Source organism: Curtobacterium sp. MCBD17_032 (assembly GCF_003234855.1).
GTDB lineage: Bacteria > Actinomycetota > Actinomycetes > Actinomycetales > Microbacteriaceae > Curtobacterium.
The window spans coordinates 421,207-441,547 of record NZ_QKTO01000001.1 but is presented as its reverse complement, the minus strand read 5'-3'; the positions used below and the strand labels follow the sequence as shown (position 1 = coordinate 441,547).

Below are 20,341 nucleotides of genomic sequence, written 5' to 3'. Positions count from 1 at the left end.
GCCTCCCGTCCGTCGTCTGCCGCACAGCGACCTACGGCTTCGTGATGAAGCCCTCCTGCACCATCCACTCGAAGGCGACGTCGGCAGGCTCGCGCCCCTCGACGTCCACCTGGCGGTTGAGTTCCTGCAGCACCGCGTCGGTGAGCTCCGGTGAGATCTGGTCGAACACGCCCTTCAACTGCGGGTACTCCTCGAGCGCCGAGGACGACAGGACGGGGGCGACGTTGTACGCCGGGAAGAACCCGCGATCGTCCTCGAGCACGCTCAGCCCGAGGGACTTGATGCGGCCGTCGGTCGTGAAGACCTCGCCGAAGTTGCACGTGCCGCGGTCGGTCGCCGTGTAGACGGTCCCGGTGTCGAGGATGTCGACCGCGTCCTTCGCCACCGCGCTGTCGCCGGAGCCACCGAGGTCGAGTCCGTACTTCTCGAGCATCGGCTTGAAGCCGTCCGCGCGGGAGTTGAACTCCGACTCGACGCAGAACGTGCGCTGGTCGGCGGGCAGCTCGGCGATCTGCGACAGCTTCGTGATGCCGCCGAGGTCCTCGACCGCCTCCTCGCGCACCGCGAACGCGTACGTGTTGTTCATCGGCGCCGGGGCGAGCCAGGTGAGTCCGTTGCCGGCGTCCTCGTCCTTGACCGCCTGCCACTGCTCGGTCTTGTCCGGGATGCCCTCCTTGTGGCCCATGAAGGTCAGCCAGGCGGTGCCGGTGTACTCGTACGTCATGTCCGCGTCGTGCGAGGTCATGAGCTGCCGGACGGCGACCGACCCGGGCACGTTCGTCTCGTCGGTGACGTCGAAGCCCGCTGCCGAGGCGGCGAGCACGGCGATCTTGCCGAGGACGAGCTGCTCGGTGAAGTTCTTCGACGTGACGGTGATCCCGGCGTCCTCGGGCAGACCGTCGATCTGCTCGATCGTGCCCGGCGCGGCGGCCGGAACGAAGGACGCGGCGGGCTGCAGACCACACCCGGCCAGGAGGCCCGTGGTGACGCCCGCCAGGGCGACGGCGGTCAGCAGGCGGCGGGGTCGCGGGCTGTGGGTGCGTGCCGTGCGGGTCATCGGAGTCCCTTCGGTCGGGCGAACGTCTCGACGATGCGGCCGAGCCAGTCGATGGACAGGGCGAGCAGGGCGATGAGGAGCGCGCCGGAGACGAGCACCTTCGGGAGGAACAGGTTCACGCCCGTGGTGATGAGCAGCCCGAGGCCGCCGGCACCGATGAACGTCGCCAGGGCGGCCGAGCCGACCAGGAGCACGAGTGCGGTGCGGATGCCGGCGAGCATGACGGGCACGGCGAGCGGCAGTTCGACCTTGAGCAGGACGGCAGCGGCGCTCATGCCCATGCCCCGGCCGGCCTCGACGAGTCGGGCGTCGACGCTCTCGATGCCGATGATCGTGTTCCGCAGCACGGGCAGGATCGCGTAGAGCACGAGGGCGACGACGGCGGCCCAGAACGTGAACCCGAGCCAGAACGCCAGGAGCACGACGAGGCCGACCGCGGGGGCGGCCTGGCCGAAGTTCGCGACCGCCAGGATCGCGCCGCTCGCCTTCCGCAACGGTCCGCGGGTGAGCGCGACGCCGAGCGGGATGGCGACGACGAGCACGATGACCGTCGAGACGACCGTGAGCAGGACGTGCTGCCACGCGAGGTCGAGCAGCCCGGACGGGTTCAGCGTGCTGCGCTCGGTCGCCGTCAGGTCCGCGGTCGCGAGCCAGACCGCGAACGCCCCGAGGACGGCGAGGATCACGACCGGCTGGATGACCAGCCCGCGCCAGCTCGTCCGCTGCCCGGTCGCCGGGGACGCGGTGACGACGTCGCTCACCGGTCGTCCCGGCCGTCGGACGGCACGGCGTCCGTGTCGAGCGAGTCGTCGGCGGACCCGGCGGGCTCGTCTCCGAGGGCGACGGCCGGGCTGCTCGGCATCGTCTGCAGGGGGTTCGTGTTCGTCCCGACCGGTGTGTACGCCTGGTCCTCGGCGGCCGCGGCGCGCGTGCGGGTGATGGCGTCCATGACCGTCTCGACCGTGATGACGCCCTGGAAGGCGTCCCGACGACCGGTCACGAGCGCGGCACCGGCACTCGAGACGAGCATGGTGTCGAGCGCGTCGTTCAGGGTGGACGCCTCGGACACGACGGGCAGGTCCGCCTCGATGCCCTCCGGGATCCGGTCGAGGCGCTCGAGTTGGCGACGTGACGGCCACCCGATCGGCCGCTGCCGCCGGTCGACGACGACCGCGTGCCCGTGGCCACCGGCTTCGCGCATGCGCTGCAGGACGGCTTCGGCCTGCTCGCCCGGCGAGCACGTCACGGCGTCGGCGAGCCCGACCTCGCGGACGCGGGTGAGCGTGAGCTGCTTCAGCCCGGCGCCGGAACCGATGAAGTTCTCCACGAACTCGTTCGCGGGCTCGGCGAGGATCCGCTCCGGGGAGTCGTACTGCACGATGTGCGCACCCTCGGAGAACACGACGATCCAGTCGCCGAGCTTCACGGCCTCGTCGAAGTCGTGCGTGACGATGACGATCGTCTTGTGCAGTTCGGCCTGGATCCGGATGAGCTCGTCCTGCAGGCGCTGGCGGGTGATCGGGTCGACGGCGCCGAAGGGCTCGTCCATGAGCAGGACGGGCGGGTCCGCGGCGAGCGCACGGGCGACGCCGACGCGCTGCTGCTGACCGCCGGAGAGTTCCCGGGGGTAACGGTCCCGGTAGGTGTCGGGGTCGAGCGACACGAGGTCGAGGAGCTCGTCGACGCGGGCGGCGATCTTCTCCTTCGACCAGCCGAGCATCTTCGGCACGACCGCGATGTTCGCCGCGACGGTCATGTGCGGGAACAGCCCGCCGGCCTGGATGACGTAACCCATCCGTCGGCGCAGCTCGTCGCCGTCGATCTTCGTCACGTCGTCGTCGCCGACGACGATGCGACCCTCCGTCGGCTCGATGAGGCGGTTGATCATCTTCAGCGTGGTCGTCTTGCCGCAGCCGGAGGGGCCGACGAGCATGACGATCTTGCCGGCCGGGATCTCGAGCGTGATGCCGTCGACCGCGGGCTTCGCCTGGCCCGGGTACCGCTTCGTGACCTGGTCGAGCAGGATGCTCCGGCCGGTGACGTCGGTGTCGGGCGCGGTGGTCGGGGAGTCAGTGCTGGACACGGATACCTCTCGAGGTGGTCAGGCGGCCGAGGCCGAGGAGCAGGAGGTCGAGGACCAGGGCGAGCAGCACGACGCCCACGGTGCCGACGATCACGGAGTTGAGGGAATTCGCGCCGCCGAGGCGGGAGAGCCCGGAGAAGATGAAGCTGCCGAGCCCAGGGCCGAGCGCGTACGCGGCCACGGCGGCGACGCCCATCACCATCTGCGCCGAGACCCGCACGCCGGTGAGGATGATCGGCCACGCCATCGGCAGTTCGACCTGCACGAGGGTGCGGAACCGGCTCATCCCGATGCCACGAGCCGACTCGACGACCGCGGGCGGGATCTCGTTGAGCCCGACGACCGCGTTCCGGAGGATGGGCAGCGCGGCGAAGAACGTCACGGTGACGACGGACGGCACGACCCCGAACCCGAGCGGCACGAGCAGCAGACCGATCACGGCGAACGAGGGCAGCGTCAACCCGATCGTGGACACCTCGTTCGCGGCGGACCGCAGACCGGGGATCCGGTAGACGAGCGCCGCGAGGACCACGGCGATGACGGTCGCGAGCACGACGCACTGGACCACCAGCGAGAAGTGCTGCCAGGACGAGAACCAGATCTGGTCCCATCGCTCGGCGATGTACTGGAACACCGGTTCTCCGCTCCCTCCGGTCGGCTGTCCGCCCCACGGAACGGGGTACGGACTGCCCCAAGCTACGCAGGTCGCCAGCCTCGGGCCGGCGGCGCGGCGGCCGTTCCTGCGTGGACACCCATGGATCGCGCGAGGAGAACCCCTGATGAGGGCACAGCTGTACCGGGGACCCTGGGAGAACGGTAACGATCGGGCGGGACGGTCGGCTACAGGCCGGATCCGCGCCTGCTGGCCTCTGCCAGGAGCGCGACCGACCGCAGGGCCACCCGTGCCTGCTCGTGCACTGCCACACGCTCGGCCGTGAGGAGCAGCCCGGCGACCTGTTCGGCGGTGCGGTCGCCACAGTCGTTCCACCGGGTGAGGTCCCGGACGCGGGCCATCCGGACGTCCGGTGCGGGACACCACGCCACCGGGGACCCCTCGGGCACGGCGAGCGCGTGCCACACCAGGTCGAGCGAACGCTGCACCGACTGGGCGTGCACGGCGTGCGGGCCGCCGGCCGCGTCGACGACGGCACCGACCAGGCATGCCCCGACGAGCGGTCGGCCGACGACCTCGGTGGCGGCGGCGCTCGACGCGGTGCGGGTCCGTCCACGGTCGTCCAGGTAGGCGAACCAGGCGTGCTGGATCCACCCGCGCTCCACGACGGCCCGCGCGTCCGAGAGCAGGCGCTGCAGGTCGACGAGTTCCGCCCGCGCTGCCTCGAGGCGTCGCAGTCGGGCGGCGGTCCGTCGGGCGGCGAGGGAGTCGAGGACCCGCCGCACCCGGCCACGCCGGTCGGGGACGGGCCGGGGGGAGGGAGCGGCGTCGGTGGCGACGTCGTGCTGGACGCGGAACTCGAGGGTCATGAGGCCCCTCCCGATCTTCACGTGCACGGATGGTGTGGGGAGACGGTAACCCCGCGCCCGCGGCGGCGGTAGCCCCCGCCGGACGGTCCTGCGTGAAGCGGAGGGCCGACTGGTCGGTCAGTCGTCGAGCACCGCGTCGATCGCCCGCCGCGCGACCGCGTGGAACGACGCCTCGTCGCTCACGGCGAGCGCCGAGGCGATCGAGACGGCCCACCCACGCGCGCGACCCCAGGTGTGCGGGTCGAGGCTGGCGTCCCGCGCGGTGACCCGACGTCGGAAATCGGCCCGGGCCTCCCGGCCGAAGGTGAGCCAGGCGGTGGCGAGGTCGACCGCCGGGTCCCCCGCGGTCACGTCGCCGAAGTCGACGACGGCGGTCAGGCGGTCGTCGGCCGGGGCGGGCCCGACGAGCAGGTTGAACGGGTGCAGGTCCCCGTGCACCCAGACGGGAGGCCCGACGTGTGCGGGCAGGTCAGCCGCCGCCCGCCAGACGGCTGCGAGTTCGACCGCGCGGGGGACGGGGTGCGACGCGAGCCGTTCGGTGACCGCCTCGGTCCTGGTGTGCAGCGGGACGGCGCGCACCGGGTTGACCGGTGCGTCCGCCGGCGCCGGGACGTGCAACGCGGCCACGAAGGCGGCGAGCGTCCCTGCGACGTGCGGGCTGCCGGTCCGGGCACCGACGGGGACGCCGGAGAACCACGGCACGACGCTCCACGACCACGGGAAGCCGGAGCCGGGTCGACCGGTGCGGACGGGGACCGGCACGGGGACGACGTCGCCGACGAGACGGGCGAGCGCGGGGAGCCACCGCTGCTCGTGCTCGACCAGCGTGGCCGCGGCCGCCCGCCGGGGCAGCCGGACGGCGAGGTCGGGGCCGAGCCGGACGATGACGTTGTCCCAGCCGTTCGCGACCACGGTGAGCGGGCGGTCGGCGAGGTCGGGGTGCTGGTCGGCCAGCAGTGCGCGGACGAGCACGACGTCGACGTCGACCTCGGCTCCGGGCGTGGGCATGACGGCGATGCTAGCCCGGCGGTCGTCCGGGTTCGTGTCGTACCGTGCCGCCATGCATGCTTGGCGGGAGCCCGCGCGGTGGGCGAGGACCGGACGGTGGCTGCTGGTGCCGATCGCCGTGCTCGACTGGTTCACACTCGTCCCGCAGCCGGTGTTCGTGGTGGCCTTCGTGATCGCCGTCGTGGGCTTGGTCGGCATGGGTGCGGCGCTCGTCGTCCGCGCGCTCCGACGGCGGCGCGGCACCATGGCGGGACTCGGAGTCCTCATGCTCCTGGGCGGTCTCGCGATGTTCGGGCTCGACCCGTTCCCCGGGTCGGTGCCGTTCCTCGACCCGTGGTGGCCGGAGGTCCTGACGCAGCCGCAACACGTCGGCAGCGCGTACTGGCAGCTCAGCGCCCTCGGCGTGGTCCTCGCCGGTTTCGGGCTGCTCGCGACCCTGCTCGTGGCCGCGTTCACCGACGGGCCGCGCCGCACCGTGCGCTGACGCGACGGATGCGCGGCCGCTGTGCCGTGCCGATCCGTGCGGACGCCCCGCGTGGAGGCCCGGTGCGGTCAGGGCCCGATGCGGTCAGGGCCCGATGCGGTCAACGCCCGGTGCGCTCGGGCGCCGCTCGGCGGGTGACGACGACGAGCGTCACGTCCGTCGCCGGGTCCTCGTGTCCGAGCAGTTCGGAGACGCCGTCGACCAGGGCCGCCGCATCGGGCGCTCCGGCGAGCGCAGCCGCGAGGGCGTCGAGGTCGGCGAGCCCGGGCACCGTCGTCAGGCCGTCCGAGGACACGACGAGCCGGTCGCCGACGGCCAGCTCCAGCGTCACCACGGGTCGTTCCTCCGCCGCATGGCCGACCCCGATCGGCAGCGCGGACGGGAGCTGTCGGGAGGTGCCGTCCGACCGGACGAGCAGTGCGGTCCCGAGCCCGGCGTCCACCAGGTCGACGTGGCCCGACGTCGGGTCGAGCCGGGCGTGCACGAGCCGGGCGACCGCGTCCGCGACCCGCAGGTCGGGGGCGACCTGGGCCTCCAGGCCGGGCAATGCGGACGCGAGCGGTTCGCCCACCCGCGCGACGAGCGCACCGCGCACGGTCGCCGCCAGCAGTGCCGAGGCGCCGCCGCCCGCCGCGACCGTCCCGACGGTCACCGCGAGGGTCCCGTCCGCCGCGACCCGCCAGTCGGCGACGTCACCGCCGCCGTCCGGACGTCGTGCCGTCATGGTCGCGAGCTCGAGTCCGGGGACCGTGACGGGATCGGGGACCAGACCGGCACGGACCCGTCCGAGTCGGTCGCGCTCGAGCGCGTGGCCGAGCTCGCGCTCCGCCCAGTGCGCCAGGTCCCGCAGCAGCGCGAGGTCCTCGTCGGAGAACTCGCGTGGCTGCGCGTCCATGATGCACAGCGTGCCGACGCGGGTGCCGTCGTCCGTCGACAGCGGCGCGCCCGCGTAGAAGCGGATGCCGTGCTCGGCCACGGCGGCCGTGTGGGCGAACCGCTCGTCGAGGGTCGTGTCCGGGATCACCATCGGCGCCGGGGTGAGCACGGTCGTGGCGCAGAACTGCTCGCTCGCCGGGACGCTCGAGCCCTGGTTCCATCCGAAGGTCGACTGCGTCGTGACGAGGTCGTGGTGGACCAGGTTGAGGAACGTCAGCGGCACGCCGAACGCCTCGTGGGTCATCCGGGTGATGCGGTCGAAGCGTTCCTCGGGCCCGGCACCGAGGACGCCGAGCGCCTCGACCAGTGCCGTGCGGTGCTCGGCGTCCTGCGGTGTGCTCACACGCCCTGTCTACGCGCTCCCTCGTCCGTGAACCAGTCCCTCGGGTGGGGGTCGGCCGTGAGCTGTCGTCGGGGGCCGGTCGGAGCGGCCCACTGCGCGGCGTTCGCCAGCACCCGCTGGATGTCCGGGTGGTGGTACACCGGGTACTCCTGGTCGCCGGGCGAGAAGTAGAACACCTTCCCGAGACCGCGACGGTAGGCGACGCCGGAGCGGAAGACCTCGCCGCCGGCGAACGTCGACAGGAAGACCTCTTCGTCCGGGCGCGGGATGTCGAAGTACTCGCCGTACATCTCCTGGCGGTCGATGACGATCGGGTGCGGGACCCCGGCGGCGATCGGGTGCTCGGGCGCGATCGTCCAGACGAGTTCCCGCTCCCCGTCGTTCCGCCACTTCAGCGAGCACGTCGTGCCCATCAGCCGGGTGAACGGCTTCGAGTAGTGGCCGGAGTGCAGCACCACGAGGCCCATGCCGGCGTGCACGTGCCGGACGACTCGCTCGACGACCTCGTCCGCGACCTGGTCGTGGGCGATGTGCCCCCACCAGAACAGGACGTCCGTGTCGGCGAGCCGCTCCTCGGTCAGGCCGTGCTCCGGCTCCTGCAGCGTGGCGGTCGTGACGGTGTGCGTCGACGCGTGCTGGCCGTGGGCCGGGTGCGAGCCGTCGGCGCCGTCCGCACCGGGGGCGAGTCGGGCCTCCAGGCCGGCGGCGACGACCGCGTGGATGCCGTCCGGGTAGTGCTCGCGGACGGTCTCGTCGCCGCGGGTCTCGTGGACGTTCTCGTTCCAGACGACGATGTTCACCGGACGACCTCCACTTCGTGCCCGGCCTGCGCCGATGCGTAGATCGCGTCCACCACGCGGCTGCGGTGCAGGGCGAACTCGCCGTGGTGCCCGTCGTGCAGACCGGAGCGGATGGTGGCGAGGAACTCCTCGATGACGCGCTGGTGGTGACCGGCGGGGACCTGCACGCCCGGGCGGGTGACCGTCGGGACGCCCTGCTCGTCGGAGTACAGGGTCACGGTGCCCTCGGTGGCGTAGTCGCGGACGAACAACCGCGCGCCGCCGGTCGAGCCGAGCAGCTCGACCTCGATGTCCTCGACGTCCTTCGAGTAGCTCGCCCACGACGCCTGCAGGAGCAGGCTCGCGCCGTTCTCGAACCGGAGCAGTGCGCTCGCGAAGTCCTCGACGTCGAACGGACGGCCGGTCGCGGCCGACACCGGGTCGCGGTCACTGCCGCCCCGGCCGGCGCGGCCGAGCTCGTTGTACGTCACGGCGCTGGCGGTCACGACGCGGGGCTCGCCCATCAGGTGCAGGGCGATGTCGAGCACGTGCGAGCCGAGGTCGATGAGCGGTCCGCCGCCCGCGGTCTCCTTGTTGACGAACCAGCTGCGGATGCCCGGGATGCCGGCACGCCGCATCCAGCTCGCACGGGCGTGGTAGACGTCCCCGATCGGTCCGGTGCCCGGCTCGGCGAGGGCGCCGTCGTCGGTGGCGTCGACGGCGGTCCCGGCGGTCTGCCCGCCACGCAGGTGCGTCGCGAGGAACTGGACGTCGGCACGGCGGCGGTGGTTGTAGGCGACCTCGAGGACGCGGTCGTTGCGGACGGCCGCGTCGACCATCTCCTGCGCCTGCTGGCCGGTCGTGGCGAGGGGCTTCTCGCAGAACACGTGCTTGCCGGACTCGAGCGCGGCGATCGCGATCGGGTGGTGCAGGCTGTTCGGCACGCCGATCGAGACGATGTCCAGGTCGTCCCGGGCCACGAGGTCCTGCCAGTCGGCGACCGCGTTCGGGACGCCCCGGCTGGTGGCGAGTTCGCGGAGCCGTTCGGGTTCCTGTCCGGCGAGGGCGACCACCTCCACGCCGGGGAGTGCGGTGAAGGCGTCGAGGTGCGTGGTCCCGGCGAAACCGAGCCCGACCACCCCGACGCGCAGCGTCTTCGATGCATCAGTCGTCTGCGACATGCGTCCACGCTACCGAGATCCGGCTCGAATCGATACGACGGGAAAAACCTGGTGTTCTTTGATCGATTCACCTACTTTCAGATCACATCCGCGCAGAGACGGCGGCACCAGGGGGTGCCGGCCAGCGTCCGCGCCGAGGACAGGGGCTCGTCCGATGCAGCACCGCACCATCACCACCGCCGCGCTCGCGGCCGTGATCGCACTCGCCGTGCCGACCAACGCGTGGGCGTCGCCCGGCGGGCACCACGCGACGCCGACCAGCAGGACGGTGTCGTACACCGCGAGCGACGCGGTCATCCCGAACCCGTCCCGTGGGTTCGACCACACCACCGAGACGCACTTCCGCGCCGACGGTACCGGGTACACCCCGCTCGACGCCGCGACCCTCCGGGGCTACCGCAGCGAGGGCGTCACCCAGATCGTCCGGGTGTTCTACATGGAGGCGTTCGTCGACCAACGGCGCCTCAGCCCGGCCTGGCTCCGGCTCGTGCAGCACGACTACGACACCGCGCGCGCGGCCGGGGTCGGCGTGATCACCCGGTTCGCCTACGTGCAGGGCGGCGCCTGGCCCTACACGGCGCCGTACGGGGACGCCGACCTGCCGACGGTGCTCGCGCACATCGAGCAGCTCACGCCCACCCTCCGCCGGAACGCGGACGTCATCCCCACCCTGCAGGAGGGCTTCATCGGCCTCTGGGGCGAGGGGTACTACACGGACCACTTCGCGAGCGACCCGGCGAACCCCGGCGTCCTGACCGAGGCCGACAAGGACGCCCGACGACAGGTGGTCGAGGCCGAACTCGCCGCCCTGCCGTCCAGCCGCTCGATCCAGGTGCGCACCATGCAGATGAAGCAGGACGCCCTGCGCACGCCGTCCGGGACCGCCGGGGCCCTCACACCCGCGCAGGCGCACGACGGCTCGGCAGCGTCGCGCATCGGCCACCACAACGACTGCTTCCTCGCCTCGCCCGACGACTTCGGCACCTTCCTGAGCTCCCCGCTGTCGCTCGACCAGGACTACCTCGGGGCCGAATCGCGGTACGTCCCGGTCGGTGGTGAGACCTGCGCGGTGAACGCGCCGCGGTCGGAGTACCCGTCGGCCTCGGCGGAGATGGCGAAGTACCACTTCAGCTACCTGAACCTCGACTACAACAAGGACGTCCTGGCGTCGTGGGGCGGAGCGGGGATGACGGACGCGGCCAAGAAGCTCGGCTACCGGTTCACGATGACGTCGAGCACCGTGACGTCCGGCAAGCACGCGTCGGTGTCGGTGTCGGTCCGGAACGACGGCTGGGCCGCGCCCTACAACCCGCGCCCGGTGCAGCTCGTCCTGACCGACGGCCGCCGCCGCGTGACCGTCCCCGTCCGGGCGGACGCATCGTCCTGGCAGCCCGGGACGACCGCGACCGTCACCGCCTCGCTCGCCCGGGTGCCGTCCGGGAAGTGGCGCGTGGCGCTCGCGCTGCCCGCACCGGAACGGTCGATCGCAGCCGATCCGGACTTCGCGATCCAGACCGCGAACGTCGGCACGTGGAACGCCCGCACGGGCGTGAACGACCTCGGCCAGGTCGTGTCCGTCCGGCGCTGACCGCAGCCCCTGCGACGCCCCGGACCGGTCGGTCCGGGGCGTCGTGCTGTCCCCCAGCGCGATCCGCCACGATGGACGACATGACGCCTCGATCCCTGTTCCGCGGCCTCGCGATCGCCGAACTCGTGACCTGGACGATGCTCCTGGTGGGCATGCTGCTGAAGTACGGCCTCGGTGCCGGGGACTGGCCCGTCCGGGTCGGCGGCGGCGTGCACGGCTTCGTGTTCCTCGCCTACCTCGTCGCCACGACCGTCGTCGCGGTGAACCAGCGCTGGTCGTTCGGCGTCACGGCCCTCGGTTGGCTCAGCTCGATCGTGCCGTACACGACGCTGCCGTTCGAGGTCGCGGTCGCCCGGCGTGGCATGCTCGACGGCCCGTGGCGTCGGGAGCCGGCAGCCGGGGAACGTCCTGGTCCGCTCGACCGGTTGCTGTTCGTCGTGGTGCGGCACCCCGTGCTCGCGGCCGTGGTCGGCGTCGTGCTCGTCGCGGCCGTGTTCGGCGTGCTGCTCGTGCTCGGGCCACCGGTGCCGTCCCGCTGACGACGGGCCGCCGGCCGGGCTCGCGCGCGGGAACGGGTCGCGAAAGCGACAGGTGTGCGCGGAAGGATCCCCGCGGATTGTCGCTTTCGCGCCGGGGTCAGCGTCGGGCCGCAGCGGGTCCGCGGGCCCGCCGAGCGCGAACGGACGGGAGGCCCGGTGCCAGCCGGCACCGGGCCTCCCGTCCGCGTGGAGCCGCGCCTACAGGCTCGCGAGCGCCGCGTTCAGCGTCGCCGACGGGCGCATGACCGCGCTCGTCTTGGCGTCGTCCGGCCGGTAGTACCCGCCGATGTCCGCCGGGTGGCCCTGCACCGCGACGAGCTCGTGGACGATCGTGTCCTCCTGCTCGGCGAGGGTCGTCGCGAGACCCTGGAACGCCGCGGCCAACTCGGTGTCCTCGGTCTGCGCGGCGAGCTCTTCCGCCCAGTACTTCGCCAGGTAGAAGTGGCTCCCGCGGTTGTCGATGGAGCCGAGCTTGCGGCCGGGCGACTTGTCCTCGTCGAGGAACGTCCCGGTGGCGCGGTCGAGCGTGTCCGCAAGGACCTTCGCCCGGGCATTGCCGGTCACCCCGGCCAGGTGCTCGAGGCTGACGGCGAGCGCCAGGAACTCCCCGAGGCTGTCCCAGCGCAGGTAGTTCTGCTGGACGAGCTGCTGCACGTGCTTCGGCGCGGACCCACCGGCACCGGTCTCGAACAGTCCGCCGCCGCCGAGCAGCGGGACGACCGAGAGCATCTTGGCCGACGTGCCGAGCTCCATGATGGGGAACAGGTCGGTCAGGTAGTCGCGGAGCACGTTGCCCGTGACGGAGATGGTGTCCTCGCCGCGGCGGATGCGCTCGAGCGAGAACCGCATGGCGTCCTCGGGCGACAGGACCTCGATCTGCAGGCCGTCGGTGTCGTGCTCCTGCAGGTACGTCCGGACGAGGCCGATCAGCGCGGCGTCGTGCGCGCGGGTCTCGTCGAGCCAGAACACCGCGGGCGAGCCGGTGGCGCGGGCACGGGTGACCGCGAGCTTGACCCAGTCCCGCACGGCGACGTCCTTGGTCTGGCAGGCACGCCAGATGTCGCCCTGCTCGACGTCGTGCTCGAGGACGGTCTCACCGGCTGTGTTCGTGACGCGGACCACACCGGCACCGGCGAGCTCGAAGGTCTTGTCGTGCGAGCCGTACTCCTCCGCCTTGAGCGCCATGAGGCCGACGTTCGGCACCGAGCCCATGGTCGCGGGGTCGAACGCGCCGTTCGCACGGCAGTCCTCGATCACGGCCTGGTAGATCCCGGCGTAGCTCGAGTCCGGGATGACGGCGACCGTGTCGTGCTCCTCGCCGTCCGGACCCCACATGTGCCCGGAGGTGCGGATCATCGCCGGCATGGAGGCGTCGACGATGACGTCGCTCGGGACGTGCAGGTTCGTGATGCCCTTGTCCGAGTCGACCATGGCGAGGTCGGGGCCGGCGTCGATGCCGTCCTGGAACGCCTGCTTGATCTCGGCACCGTTCGGCAGCGCGTCGAGCCCGGCGAGGATCGAGCCGAGGCCGTCGTTCGGCGTGAGCCCGGCCGCGGCGAGGTCGGCGCCGTAGCGGGCGAAGACGTCGGGGAAGAACGCGCGGATGACGTGCCCGAAGATGATCGGGTCGGAGACCTTCATCATCGTCGCCTTGAGGTGGACCGAGAACAGGAGGTCCTCGTCCGCGGCGCGCTGGATCTGCTCGCGTAGGAACGTCTCGAGCGCGGCCACGTGCAGCACCGTGCCGTCGACGACCTCGCCGGAGCGCACCGGGATCGGCTGACCGAGCGTCTGCTCGGTGCCGTCCTGCGCGACGAACGTGATCGTCAGGGTGTCCTCGGACGGGGCGATCCACGTCTGCTCGTTCGACCGGAAGTCGTCGACGCCCATCGTGACGACGTTCGTCTTCGAGTCGGCGCTCCACGCACCCATGCGGTGCGGGTGCTTGCGGGCGTAGTTCTTGACCGACAGCGGGGCCCGACGGTCCGAGTTGCCCTCGCGCAGGACCGGGTTCACGGCGCTGCCCTTGACGCGGTCGTAGCGGGCGCGGGCATCGCGCTCGTCCTCCGTGGTCGGCTCGTCCGGGTAGTCCGGCAGGTCGTAGCCCTGCGCCTGGAGCTCCGCGATCGCGACCTTGAGCTGCGGGATCGACGCCGAGATGTTCGGCAGCTTGATGATGTTGGCCTCGGGCGTCCCGGCCAGTTCCCCGAGCTCGGCCAGCGCGTCGTCCAGGCGCTGCTCGTCGGTGAGCCGCTCCGGGAACTGGGCGATGATCCGTCCCGAGAGCGAGATGTCGCGGGTCTCGACCTCGACCCCCGCGGTCTTCGCGAAGGACGCGATGACGGGCAGGAAGGAGTGGGTCGCGAGGAACGGGGCCTCGTCGGTGAGCGTGTAGATGATCTTGGCCATGCTGGCGGGTACTCCCTTGTTCGCGCGGTCCGTGCCCCCCACGCTACTCGCGGCGCGAGATGTCTCGACGTCGAGACACCGACGCTGGGGAAACTGTCGGCCAAGCTCGCGCCTGTGGACGCCGGCGCACTGCCGGACGTACGGCGGACCTCCCGGCCGTCAGACCGTCAGACGGAACACCCGCAGGCCGGCGGTGCGCAGCCCGGCGGTCCCGAGCCGGGTCCGCAGGTTGCGGAACGGCCGACGGAAGCCGGACACCGCCGTGGCCGCTCCGAGCTGGTGCAGGACCTCCGCCGTGAGGGCGCGCTCGAGCTTCGGCACGAGCCGGGTGCGGCCCGACACGGTGATGACGATGCGCACGGCACCTGGTCGGAGCATCGGCGCGATGAGCTCCGCCGTCTCCTGCGCACGGTGGAACGCCGGGTCGTCCCCGGAGCGGCGGATCGCGATGACCGCGAGTTCGGCGTCCGCCCGGCCGTCCGGGTCCGGGACGTCCTCGACGCCGACCACCCGCATGCGCGCTGCGTCGACCCCGGCACGCACGGCCGCCGACCGGAGGACGGGGAGCAGGTCATGGGTGCCGGCGAGCACGACCTCCGCCGACCGCAGGTCGATGGGTTCGTGCCGCTCCCGCGGCGATCGGGCCATGAGGGGTCCTCTCCGTCGCTTCCCCCGACCCTACCGACCGGCCGGCCGGGAGGCCCGGATCGCCCGTGACCGCCGGGTCGACTCCCAGCGGGGCCGCCGCCCACCCGCCGTGACGGCGACCACCGGCGACGCCGCGTGCTCGACGGAAGAGGGGCTGTACAAGCGGACAGCTTCGTGCAGAATGGGCTGCGGCCATGACTCCCCCCGACGCAGACCACCCCAGCAGCACGCCCGTCGTGCACCTGACCCGTCGCGCTGCCCTCGCCGCCGAACGGGCCGCGCGGGCGGAGCACACCGGGCGGACCCAGCCAGCCGCGGGCACCGGTCGGAGCGAGCAGACCGTGCCGGCTCCGTCCGCCGAGCAGGCCGTGCCCGCTGGGCAGCCCGCCCCGGCCGAGCCGCCCCGCGTCGCCGCCCCCGCGCCGCGCGCCCATGTCGACACCCGCATCCGCCGCGTGCCACGCCGCCGGGTCACCCTCGCGCCGCACCACCGGACGCCGGCCGTCGGCACCACGACACCGGCCCCGCCGAGCCCCCGTCGCGCCGCCCGCGCCAGCCGCCTCACGGTGACGAGCGCCGTCGCCGCCCTCGTCATGTTCGGCGCCTCCGCCATGCCCGCGCATGCCGGCACCGGCACCTCGGCCGCCACCTCGACGCTCGCACCGGCGGTCACCACCCAGGACTTCGCCGTCACCCAGGTCGCCCTCGCGAGCACGAGCCGCGACGGCTTCACGGTCGGCGGTGGCCTCGCGGCAGCCGACGCCACGGCCGGCGACACGGTGACCTACGGCGGCGCGGTCCGCTCGCCGTTCCCCGGGCCGGTGCGGATGAGCTCCGGGTTCGGGTACCGCACGGCACCCTGCGGCGCGTGCTCGTCCCTGCACCAGGGCCTCGACTTCAACCCGGGCATGGGAGCGCCGATCGGGGCCGTGGCCGCGGGGACGGTGCGGGTCTCGGGCGTGTACTTCTCGTACGGCGAGACCGTCATCATCGACCACGTCGTGGACGGCCGGAAGGTCTCGACCCTGTACGGCCACATGATCCCCGGCTCCTCACCACTGCGGGTCGGTGACCGTGTCGAGCCCGGCCAGTTCGTCGGCAGCGTCGGGTCGTCCGGGGTCTCGACCGGAGCGCACCTGCACCTCGAGGTGCTCATGGACGGCACGCTCCCGATCGACCCGGCCGCGTGGATCGCCGCGCACACCGGGCAGGCGCTCTAGGCCGGTCCGGGTCCCGCCGCGGCGGCGCCGCCGAGGGCGGAGCCGCCGAGTGGACAGCTGCGGCACAGCAGTCCTGCGGTGTCTCCCCAGTCATCCTGTGCAGGATCACAGGATGGACGATCACCACAGACCGCCCGCCCACCTGACGACCCCGCAGGCGTCCCGCTCCGAGCAGCCCCGCTGATGGGCGCCGACACCTGGATCGCCTTCGGACTCGTCGTCCTCTTCGTGCTCGTCGGCGGGGTGTTCGCCGCCGCCGAGATCGCACTCGTCTCCCTCCGGGAGTCCCAGCTGCAGCAGCTCGAGCGCCGCGGCTCCCGCGGGGCACGGGTCGCCGCACTCGGACGCGACCCCAACCGCTTCCTCTCCGCCGTGCAGATCGGCGTCACCGTCGCCGGGTTCTTCTCGGCCGCGTACGGTGCCGCGTCGATCGCGCCGGACGTCGCCCCGCTGTTCACCGCGCTCGGACTCGAGCAGGGCGCTGCCGAGGCGGTCGCCCTCGTGGGGATGACCCTCGTCATCGCCTACCTCTCGCTCGTGTTCGGGGAACTCGTCCCGAAGCGCCTGGCCCTCCAGCGCGCCGAGGGGTTCTCGATGCTCGTCGCACCGACGCTCGACCGCTTCGCCGTCCTCATGCGTCCGGTGATCTGGGTGCTCTCGACGTCCACGAACGCCGTGGTCCGGCTCCTCGGCGGGGACCCCGACGCCCGCAGCGCGTCGATGAGCACCGAGGAGCTCCGCGGCCTCGTGACCGACCACGACGCGATCGACGCGCAGGGCCGCCGGATCGCGCGCAGCGCCCTCGACGCCGGGGACCGCATCCTCCGGGAGTCCATGCGCCCGTGGTTCGACGTCGACGTCCTCGACGCCGATCTGCCCCTCGCCCGGGCGGCAGACCAGGCGATCGACCGCGGGCACACGCGGTACCTCGTCACGGCCGGATCCCGGGACGACGTCGTCGGCTTCGTGCACCTCCGCGACCTCCTGCGACCGGCCGACCCGAGCGCGGCCGTCGCGACCGTGGTGCGGCCCGTGCTCGCGATGCCCGAGACGAAGTCCCTGACCGGGGCGATCGCGGACATGCGTGCCGACGGACACCAGATCGCCCTCGTCGTCGACGAGTACGGCGGCAGCGCGGGCATGGTCACGCTCGAAGCCCTGCTCGAGGACCTGGTCGGGACCATCCGCGACGAGTACGACGACCGCGCCCCCGTCCGGCACGACGAGGTCGACGGGGCACTCGTCCTCGAGGACCTCGCGGCCGACGGCGGTCCGGTCCTGCCGGACGGCGACTACGAGACCGTCGGCGGCCTGGTCCAGGTCGCCCTCGACCGTGTTCCGCACGTCGGGGACGTGGTCGAGGTCGGCGGGCACCGGCTCGAGGTGACCGCCATGGCCGGTCACCGCGTCGCCCGCGTGCGGATCAGCGCAGTACCGGCCGGAGCAGCGGCCGACGTCCCGGGGTGACCAGCACCGGACGGGAGGCCCACCACCGGACCGGTGTCGGGCCTCCCGTCCGGCGGTCCCCGACCACCGCACCGTCGCGGCCGGCAGCGCCGGCACCGGCTCCGCCACGTAGCCTGACGTCATGGGTATCGACGTCCGCAACGAGATCCGCGACTTCCTCTCCAGCCGACGAGCGCGCCTCACCCCCGAGCAGGCCGGCATGCCGTCCTTCGGCGGCGGGACCCGGCGCGTCCCCGGGCTCCGGCGCCACGAGGTCGCGATGCTCGCCGGCGTCAGCGTCGACTACTACACGCGCCTCGAGCGCGGCACGCTGAAGGGCGTCTCGGAGGGCGTGCTCGACGGGCTCGCCACCGCGCTGCAGCTCGACGAGGCCGAGCGCGCGCACCTGGCCGACCTCGCCCGGCTCGCGAACGCCGGCGTGAAGAGCACCCACCGTGCCGTGCCGACCTCGGTCCGCCCCGCGGTGCAGCGGCTCCTCGACGCGATCACCGGGGCACCCGCATGGGTCCGCAACGAGCGGCTCGACATCGTCGCGACGAACACGCTCGGCCGCGCGCTCTACGCGCCCGTCTTCGCCGGGGCCGGACGCCCGGTCAACACCGCCCGGTTCGCGTTCCTCGACCCGGCGGCCCGCGACTTCTTCCCGCGCTGGGAGCAGACGGCCCGGGACGCCGTCGCCGTGCTGCGGACGACGGCGGCCTCGAACCCCTGCGAGCCGGGCCTGATGACCCTGGTCGGCGAGCTGTCGGTGAAGAGCGAGGAGTTCCGCACGTGGTGGGCCGAGCACGACGTGCACGTGCACCGCTCGGGCCGGAAGCACCTGCACCACCCGATCGTCGGGGACCTCGAGCTGTCGTTCGAGGCGCTCGACCTCGTCGCGGACCCCGGGCTCACGGTGTTCACCTACGGCGCCGACCCCGGATCGGAGTCCGAGCGCTCCCTCGCCCTGCTCGGCACGTGGGCGGCCACCGAGCTGGCGGAGCAGCGGGCGGCGTCCCGGTCCTCGGAGTCGGTCGACTGAGCCGCCCCGGTGCCCGTCGGTCCCGCTGTCGAGCCCCCGCCGTAGGCTGACCGCGTGACGAGGACTGCGGACGGATCAGCCGGGGACGCCGACTACGGCACCATCGGTGACGGGTACACCCGGTACCGCCGGCCGGAACCGTCGTTCGAACGGGCGATCCGGTCGGCACTCGGGCAGGCCCGCACCGTGCTGAACGTCGGGGCGGGTGCCGGGTCGTACGAGCCGCGGGACCGCGAGGTCACCGCCGTCGAGCCCTCCGCGACCATGCGGGCGCAGCGTCCGGTCGACCTGCCGGAGGCCGTGGACGCGTCCGCCGAGGACCTGCCCTTCGCCGACGACGCCTTCGACGCGGCGATGGCGACGTTCTCCGTGCACCAGTGGTCCGACCTCGACCGCGGCCTGGCCGAGGTCCGGCGCGTCACCCGCGGCCCGGTCGTCCTGCTCACGTGCGACCCCGCCCGCGTCGAGGACCTCTGGCTGGCCGAGTACGCGCCCGAGGTGATGGCGACCGAGGCCCGGCGCTACCCGTCCCTCGACCGGATCACGGCCGCCCTCGGCGGCGACGTCACGACCACGCGCCTCCCGATCCCGTTCACGTGCGTCGACGGGTTCTCGGAGGCGTACTACGGCCGACCGGAACGACTCCTCGACCCGGGCGCCCGCAAGGCGAACTCTGCCTGGGCGTTCGTCGACGAGATGACGGCGCAGCGCTCGGTCAACGCGCTCCGAACCGCGCTCGAGGACGGATCGTGGGACGCCCGGCACGGCCGGCTCCGCGTGCAGCCGTCGTACGAGGGGTCGCTGGTGCTCGTCGTCGCCCGACCGTAGGGTGGACGACGTGAGCACCCGTTCCGAGGAGGTCGTCGGCGTCAACGCCGGCATCAGGGCCTGACGCCCCCGCCGTGTCGTCCGACACGGCGTCATCGTCGACCCCTCTGAACGACCGCACCGCTGCCGCACGACGCTGCGCCGGTGCCAGAACGACAGGCTCACCATGCTCCCGATCACCCCGGAGGCCGTCCGTGCCTCCTTCGTCAACGCCTCCCGTCGCGAACTCGCCGACATGACCGTCCCCGACCTCGACGCCGTCGTGTGGGACGACCTCACCTTCCTCGGCTGGCGCGACCCGAAGACCGCCCGCCGCGCCTACACCGTCGTCCCGACGCTCGACGGCGACCTCGTCGGCATCCTGTTCCGGCAGGCCGAGGCCTCGCCCAGGTCCCGGGCCCAGTGCTCGTGGTGCCAGGACGTCAAGCTGCCGAACGACGTCGTCTTCTACGCCGCGAAGCGCTCGGGGTCGTCCGGCCGGAAGGGCAACACGGTCGGCACCCTGGTCTGCCAGGACTTCCAGTGCTCGCGCAACGTCCGGACGACCCCGCCGCCCGCGTACGAGGGCTACGACGTCGAGGCCGCGCGCCTCCGGCGGATGGAGGACCTGCAGCTGCGCGTCGCGGCCTTCGCAGCCGAGGTCTGACGGCATACCTGTCCGGTATATCCATGTCGTGTTCCACCCTCCGATGCGCCACTCTGGCGCTGAGGCTGACGTCAGTCCCGTCGAAGAGAGGAACACGATGTCCAGAACGAGTCGGTGGGCTCCGGTGGCTCTCGCCGCTGCCCTCGTCATGGCAGGAACAGTGGCAGCCCCGTCGGGCGCGCACGCTTCCGGACGGGAGCAGTCGGACTACGAGGAGCTGGTGTCCTCGCTTCCGTCGGTGACGTCTGAGACAGCTCACCGAGCGGTGGCAGAGGCACGGAGCGGAGGAGCGCTGGTCGGAACGACCGTGCGGCCTGACGGTTCGCGTACGTTCACCATCGCTGTCGGAGCGGAGTCGATCGACCTGGTGGAACCGAGGTCCACAGCGCGGCTGGGAGCCGGCCGCGACAGGAACGGCCTGTACGTCGACGTCAACTCGTACGACCAAGGGGCGATCATCGGTGGAGGAGCCGCTGCCGCGAACTCCGGACTGTGTCTGCTCGGTCCTGCGGTGTGCGCCGTCGCGACAGTCGCCGTCGTCCTGGCCTCGACTGCGATCACGACACACGGCATCCGCTGCGGAACGCAGGTCATGCGCGTCCACCTGAGTGGCAGGCCCGGC

General features: G+C 72.6%; 19 protein-coding genes. 8 read left to right on the top strand and 11 right to left on the bottom strand.

Going from position 1 to position 20,341, the window contains the following annotated elements; translation table 11 throughout:
- Positions 1-31: 31 nt before the first annotated feature.
- The 6 genes from DEI91_RS02190 to DEI91_RS02165 all read right to left on the bottom strand — a co-directional run bounded on the left by DEI91_RS02190 (position 32) and on the right by DEI91_RS02165 (position 5,630).
- A complete protein-coding gene (locus DEI91_RS02190) occupies positions 32-1,057 on the bottom strand; it encodes a glycine betaine ABC transporter substrate-binding protein (RefSeq protein ID WP_111050717.1) in 1,026 nt (341 codons plus the stop codon).
- The gene (locus DEI91_RS02185) at positions 1,054-1,818 is read right to left on the bottom strand and encodes an ABC transporter permease (protein ID WP_111050716.1); all 765 of its coding nucleotides are present in this window, start codon (positions 1,816-1,818) and stop codon (positions 1,054-1,056) included. The genes DEI91_RS02190 and DEI91_RS02185 overlap by 4 nt, the downstream gene beginning before the upstream one ends.
- On the bottom strand, positions 1,815-3,140 hold the full coding sequence (locus tag DEI91_RS02180) for an ABC transporter ATP-binding protein (RefSeq protein WP_111050715.1): 1,326 nt from the start codon (positions 3,138-3,140) through the stop codon (positions 1,815-1,817). The genes DEI91_RS02185 and DEI91_RS02180 overlap by 4 nt, the downstream gene beginning before the upstream one ends.
- Positions 3,127-3,774: an ABC transporter permease gene (locus DEI91_RS02175; RefSeq protein WP_110824355.1), complete on the bottom strand. Its 648-nt coding sequence runs from the start codon at positions 3,772-3,774 to the stop codon at positions 3,127-3,129. The genes DEI91_RS02180 and DEI91_RS02175 overlap by 14 nt, the downstream gene beginning before the upstream one ends.
- A 206-nt stretch (positions 3,775-3,980) precedes the next feature.
- A complete protein-coding gene (locus tag DEI91_RS02170; RefSeq protein ID WP_146244174.1) occupies positions 3,981-4,643 on the bottom strand; it encodes a hypothetical protein in 663 nt (220 codons plus the stop codon).
- 96 nt (positions 4,644-4,739) lie between these two features.
- Positions 4,740-5,630, bottom strand: a complete 891-nt coding sequence (locus DEI91_RS02165; RefSeq protein ID WP_111050871.1) for an aminoglycoside phosphotransferase family protein — start codon at positions 5,628-5,630, stop codon at positions 4,740-4,742.
- A gap of 52 nt (positions 5,631-5,682) precedes the next feature.
- On the opposite strand from DEI91_RS02165, the gene DEI91_RS02160 reads away from it, so the two are divergent.
- Complete coding sequence (locus DEI91_RS02160; RefSeq protein ID WP_146244173.1) at positions 5,683-6,114, top strand: hypothetical protein; 432 nt, start codon at positions 5,683-5,685, stop codon at positions 6,112-6,114.
- A 100-nt stretch (positions 6,115-6,214) separates the two neighbouring features.
- Here DEI91_RS02160 and DEI91_RS02155 read toward each other — a convergent pair whose 3' ends face one another.
- The 3 genes from DEI91_RS02155 to DEI91_RS02145 are packed head-to-tail and all read right to left on the bottom strand — an operon-like array spanning position 6,215 to position 9,353.
- The gene (locus tag DEI91_RS02155) at positions 6,215-7,393 is read right to left on the bottom strand and encodes a PP2C family protein-serine/threonine phosphatase (protein WP_111050712.1); all 1,179 of its coding nucleotides are present in this window, start codon (positions 7,391-7,393) and stop codon (positions 6,215-6,217) included.
- Positions 7,390-8,193, bottom strand: coding sequence for a ThuA domain-containing protein (locus DEI91_RS02150; protein ID WP_111050711.1), 804 nt, complete (start codon positions 8,191-8,193; stop codon positions 7,390-7,392). Before DEI91_RS02150 ends, DEI91_RS02155 begins: the two co-directional genes overlap by 4 nt.
- Complete coding sequence (locus tag DEI91_RS02145) at positions 8,190-9,353, bottom strand: Gfo/Idh/MocA family protein (protein WP_111050710.1); 1,164 nt, start codon at positions 9,351-9,353, stop codon at positions 8,190-8,192. The genes DEI91_RS02150 and DEI91_RS02145 overlap by 4 nt, the downstream gene beginning before the upstream one ends.
- Before the next feature lie 154 nt (positions 9,354-9,507).
- Here DEI91_RS02145 and DEI91_RS02140 point away from each other — a divergent pair, with 154 nt between their 5' ends.
- Both DEI91_RS02140 and DEI91_RS02135 read left to right on the top strand, forming a co-directional pair.
- Positions 9,508-10,941 carry a DUF4832 domain-containing protein gene (locus DEI91_RS02140; protein WP_111050709.1) on the top strand — a complete coding sequence of 478 codons (1,434 nt, stop codon included), beginning with the start codon at positions 9,508-9,510 and terminating at the stop codon, positions 10,939-10,941.
- A gap of 80 nt (positions 10,942-11,021) precedes the next feature.
- Complete coding sequence (locus tag DEI91_RS02135) at positions 11,022-11,480, top strand: DUF3817 domain-containing protein (protein ID WP_111050870.1); 459 nt, start codon at positions 11,022-11,024, stop codon at positions 11,478-11,480.
- A gap of 198 nt (positions 11,481-11,678) precedes the next feature.
- Here the strand turns inward: DEI91_RS02135 and DEI91_RS02130 are convergent, their stop codons facing one another.
- Both DEI91_RS02130 and DEI91_RS02125 read right to left on the bottom strand, forming a co-directional pair.
- A complete protein-coding gene (locus tag DEI91_RS02130) occupies positions 11,679-13,889 on the bottom strand; it encodes an NADP-dependent isocitrate dehydrogenase (RefSeq protein WP_111050708.1) in 2,211 nt (736 codons plus the stop codon).
- A gap of 159 nt (positions 13,890-14,048) precedes the next feature.
- Positions 14,049-14,537: a hypothetical protein gene (locus DEI91_RS02125; RefSeq protein WP_111050707.1), complete on the bottom strand. Its 489-nt coding sequence runs from the start codon at positions 14,535-14,537 to the stop codon at positions 14,049-14,051.
- Between the two features lie 194 nt (positions 14,538-14,731).
- Here DEI91_RS02125 and DEI91_RS02120 point away from each other — a divergent pair, with 194 nt between their 5' ends.
- From DEI91_RS02120 to DEI91_RS02100, 5 genes are all read left to right on the top strand, one after another.
- Complete coding sequence (locus tag DEI91_RS02120; protein ID WP_111050706.1) at positions 14,732-15,757, top strand: M23 family metallopeptidase; 1,026 nt, start codon at positions 14,732-14,734, stop codon at positions 15,755-15,757.
- 183 nt (positions 15,758-15,940) lie between these two features.
- Positions 15,941-17,224, top strand: coding sequence for a hemolysin family protein (locus DEI91_RS02115; RefSeq protein WP_111050705.1), 1,284 nt, complete (start codon positions 15,941-15,943; stop codon positions 17,222-17,224).
- A 121-nt stretch (positions 17,225-17,345) separates the two neighbouring features.
- Entirely contained in the window at positions 17,346-18,245 is a 900-nt protein-coding gene (locus DEI91_RS02110; protein WP_111050704.1) for a helix-turn-helix transcriptional regulator, read from the top strand.
- 54 nt (positions 18,246-18,299) lie between these two features.
- Complete coding sequence (locus DEI91_RS02105; protein WP_111050703.1) at positions 18,300-19,073, top strand: class I SAM-dependent methyltransferase; 774 nt, start codon at positions 18,300-18,302, stop codon at positions 19,071-19,073.
- Between the two features lie 166 nt (positions 19,074-19,239).
- A complete protein-coding gene (locus DEI91_RS02100) occupies positions 19,240-19,719 on the top strand; it encodes an FBP domain-containing protein (protein WP_111050702.1) in 480 nt (159 codons plus the stop codon).
- Positions 19,720-20,341: the final 622 nt, after the last annotated feature.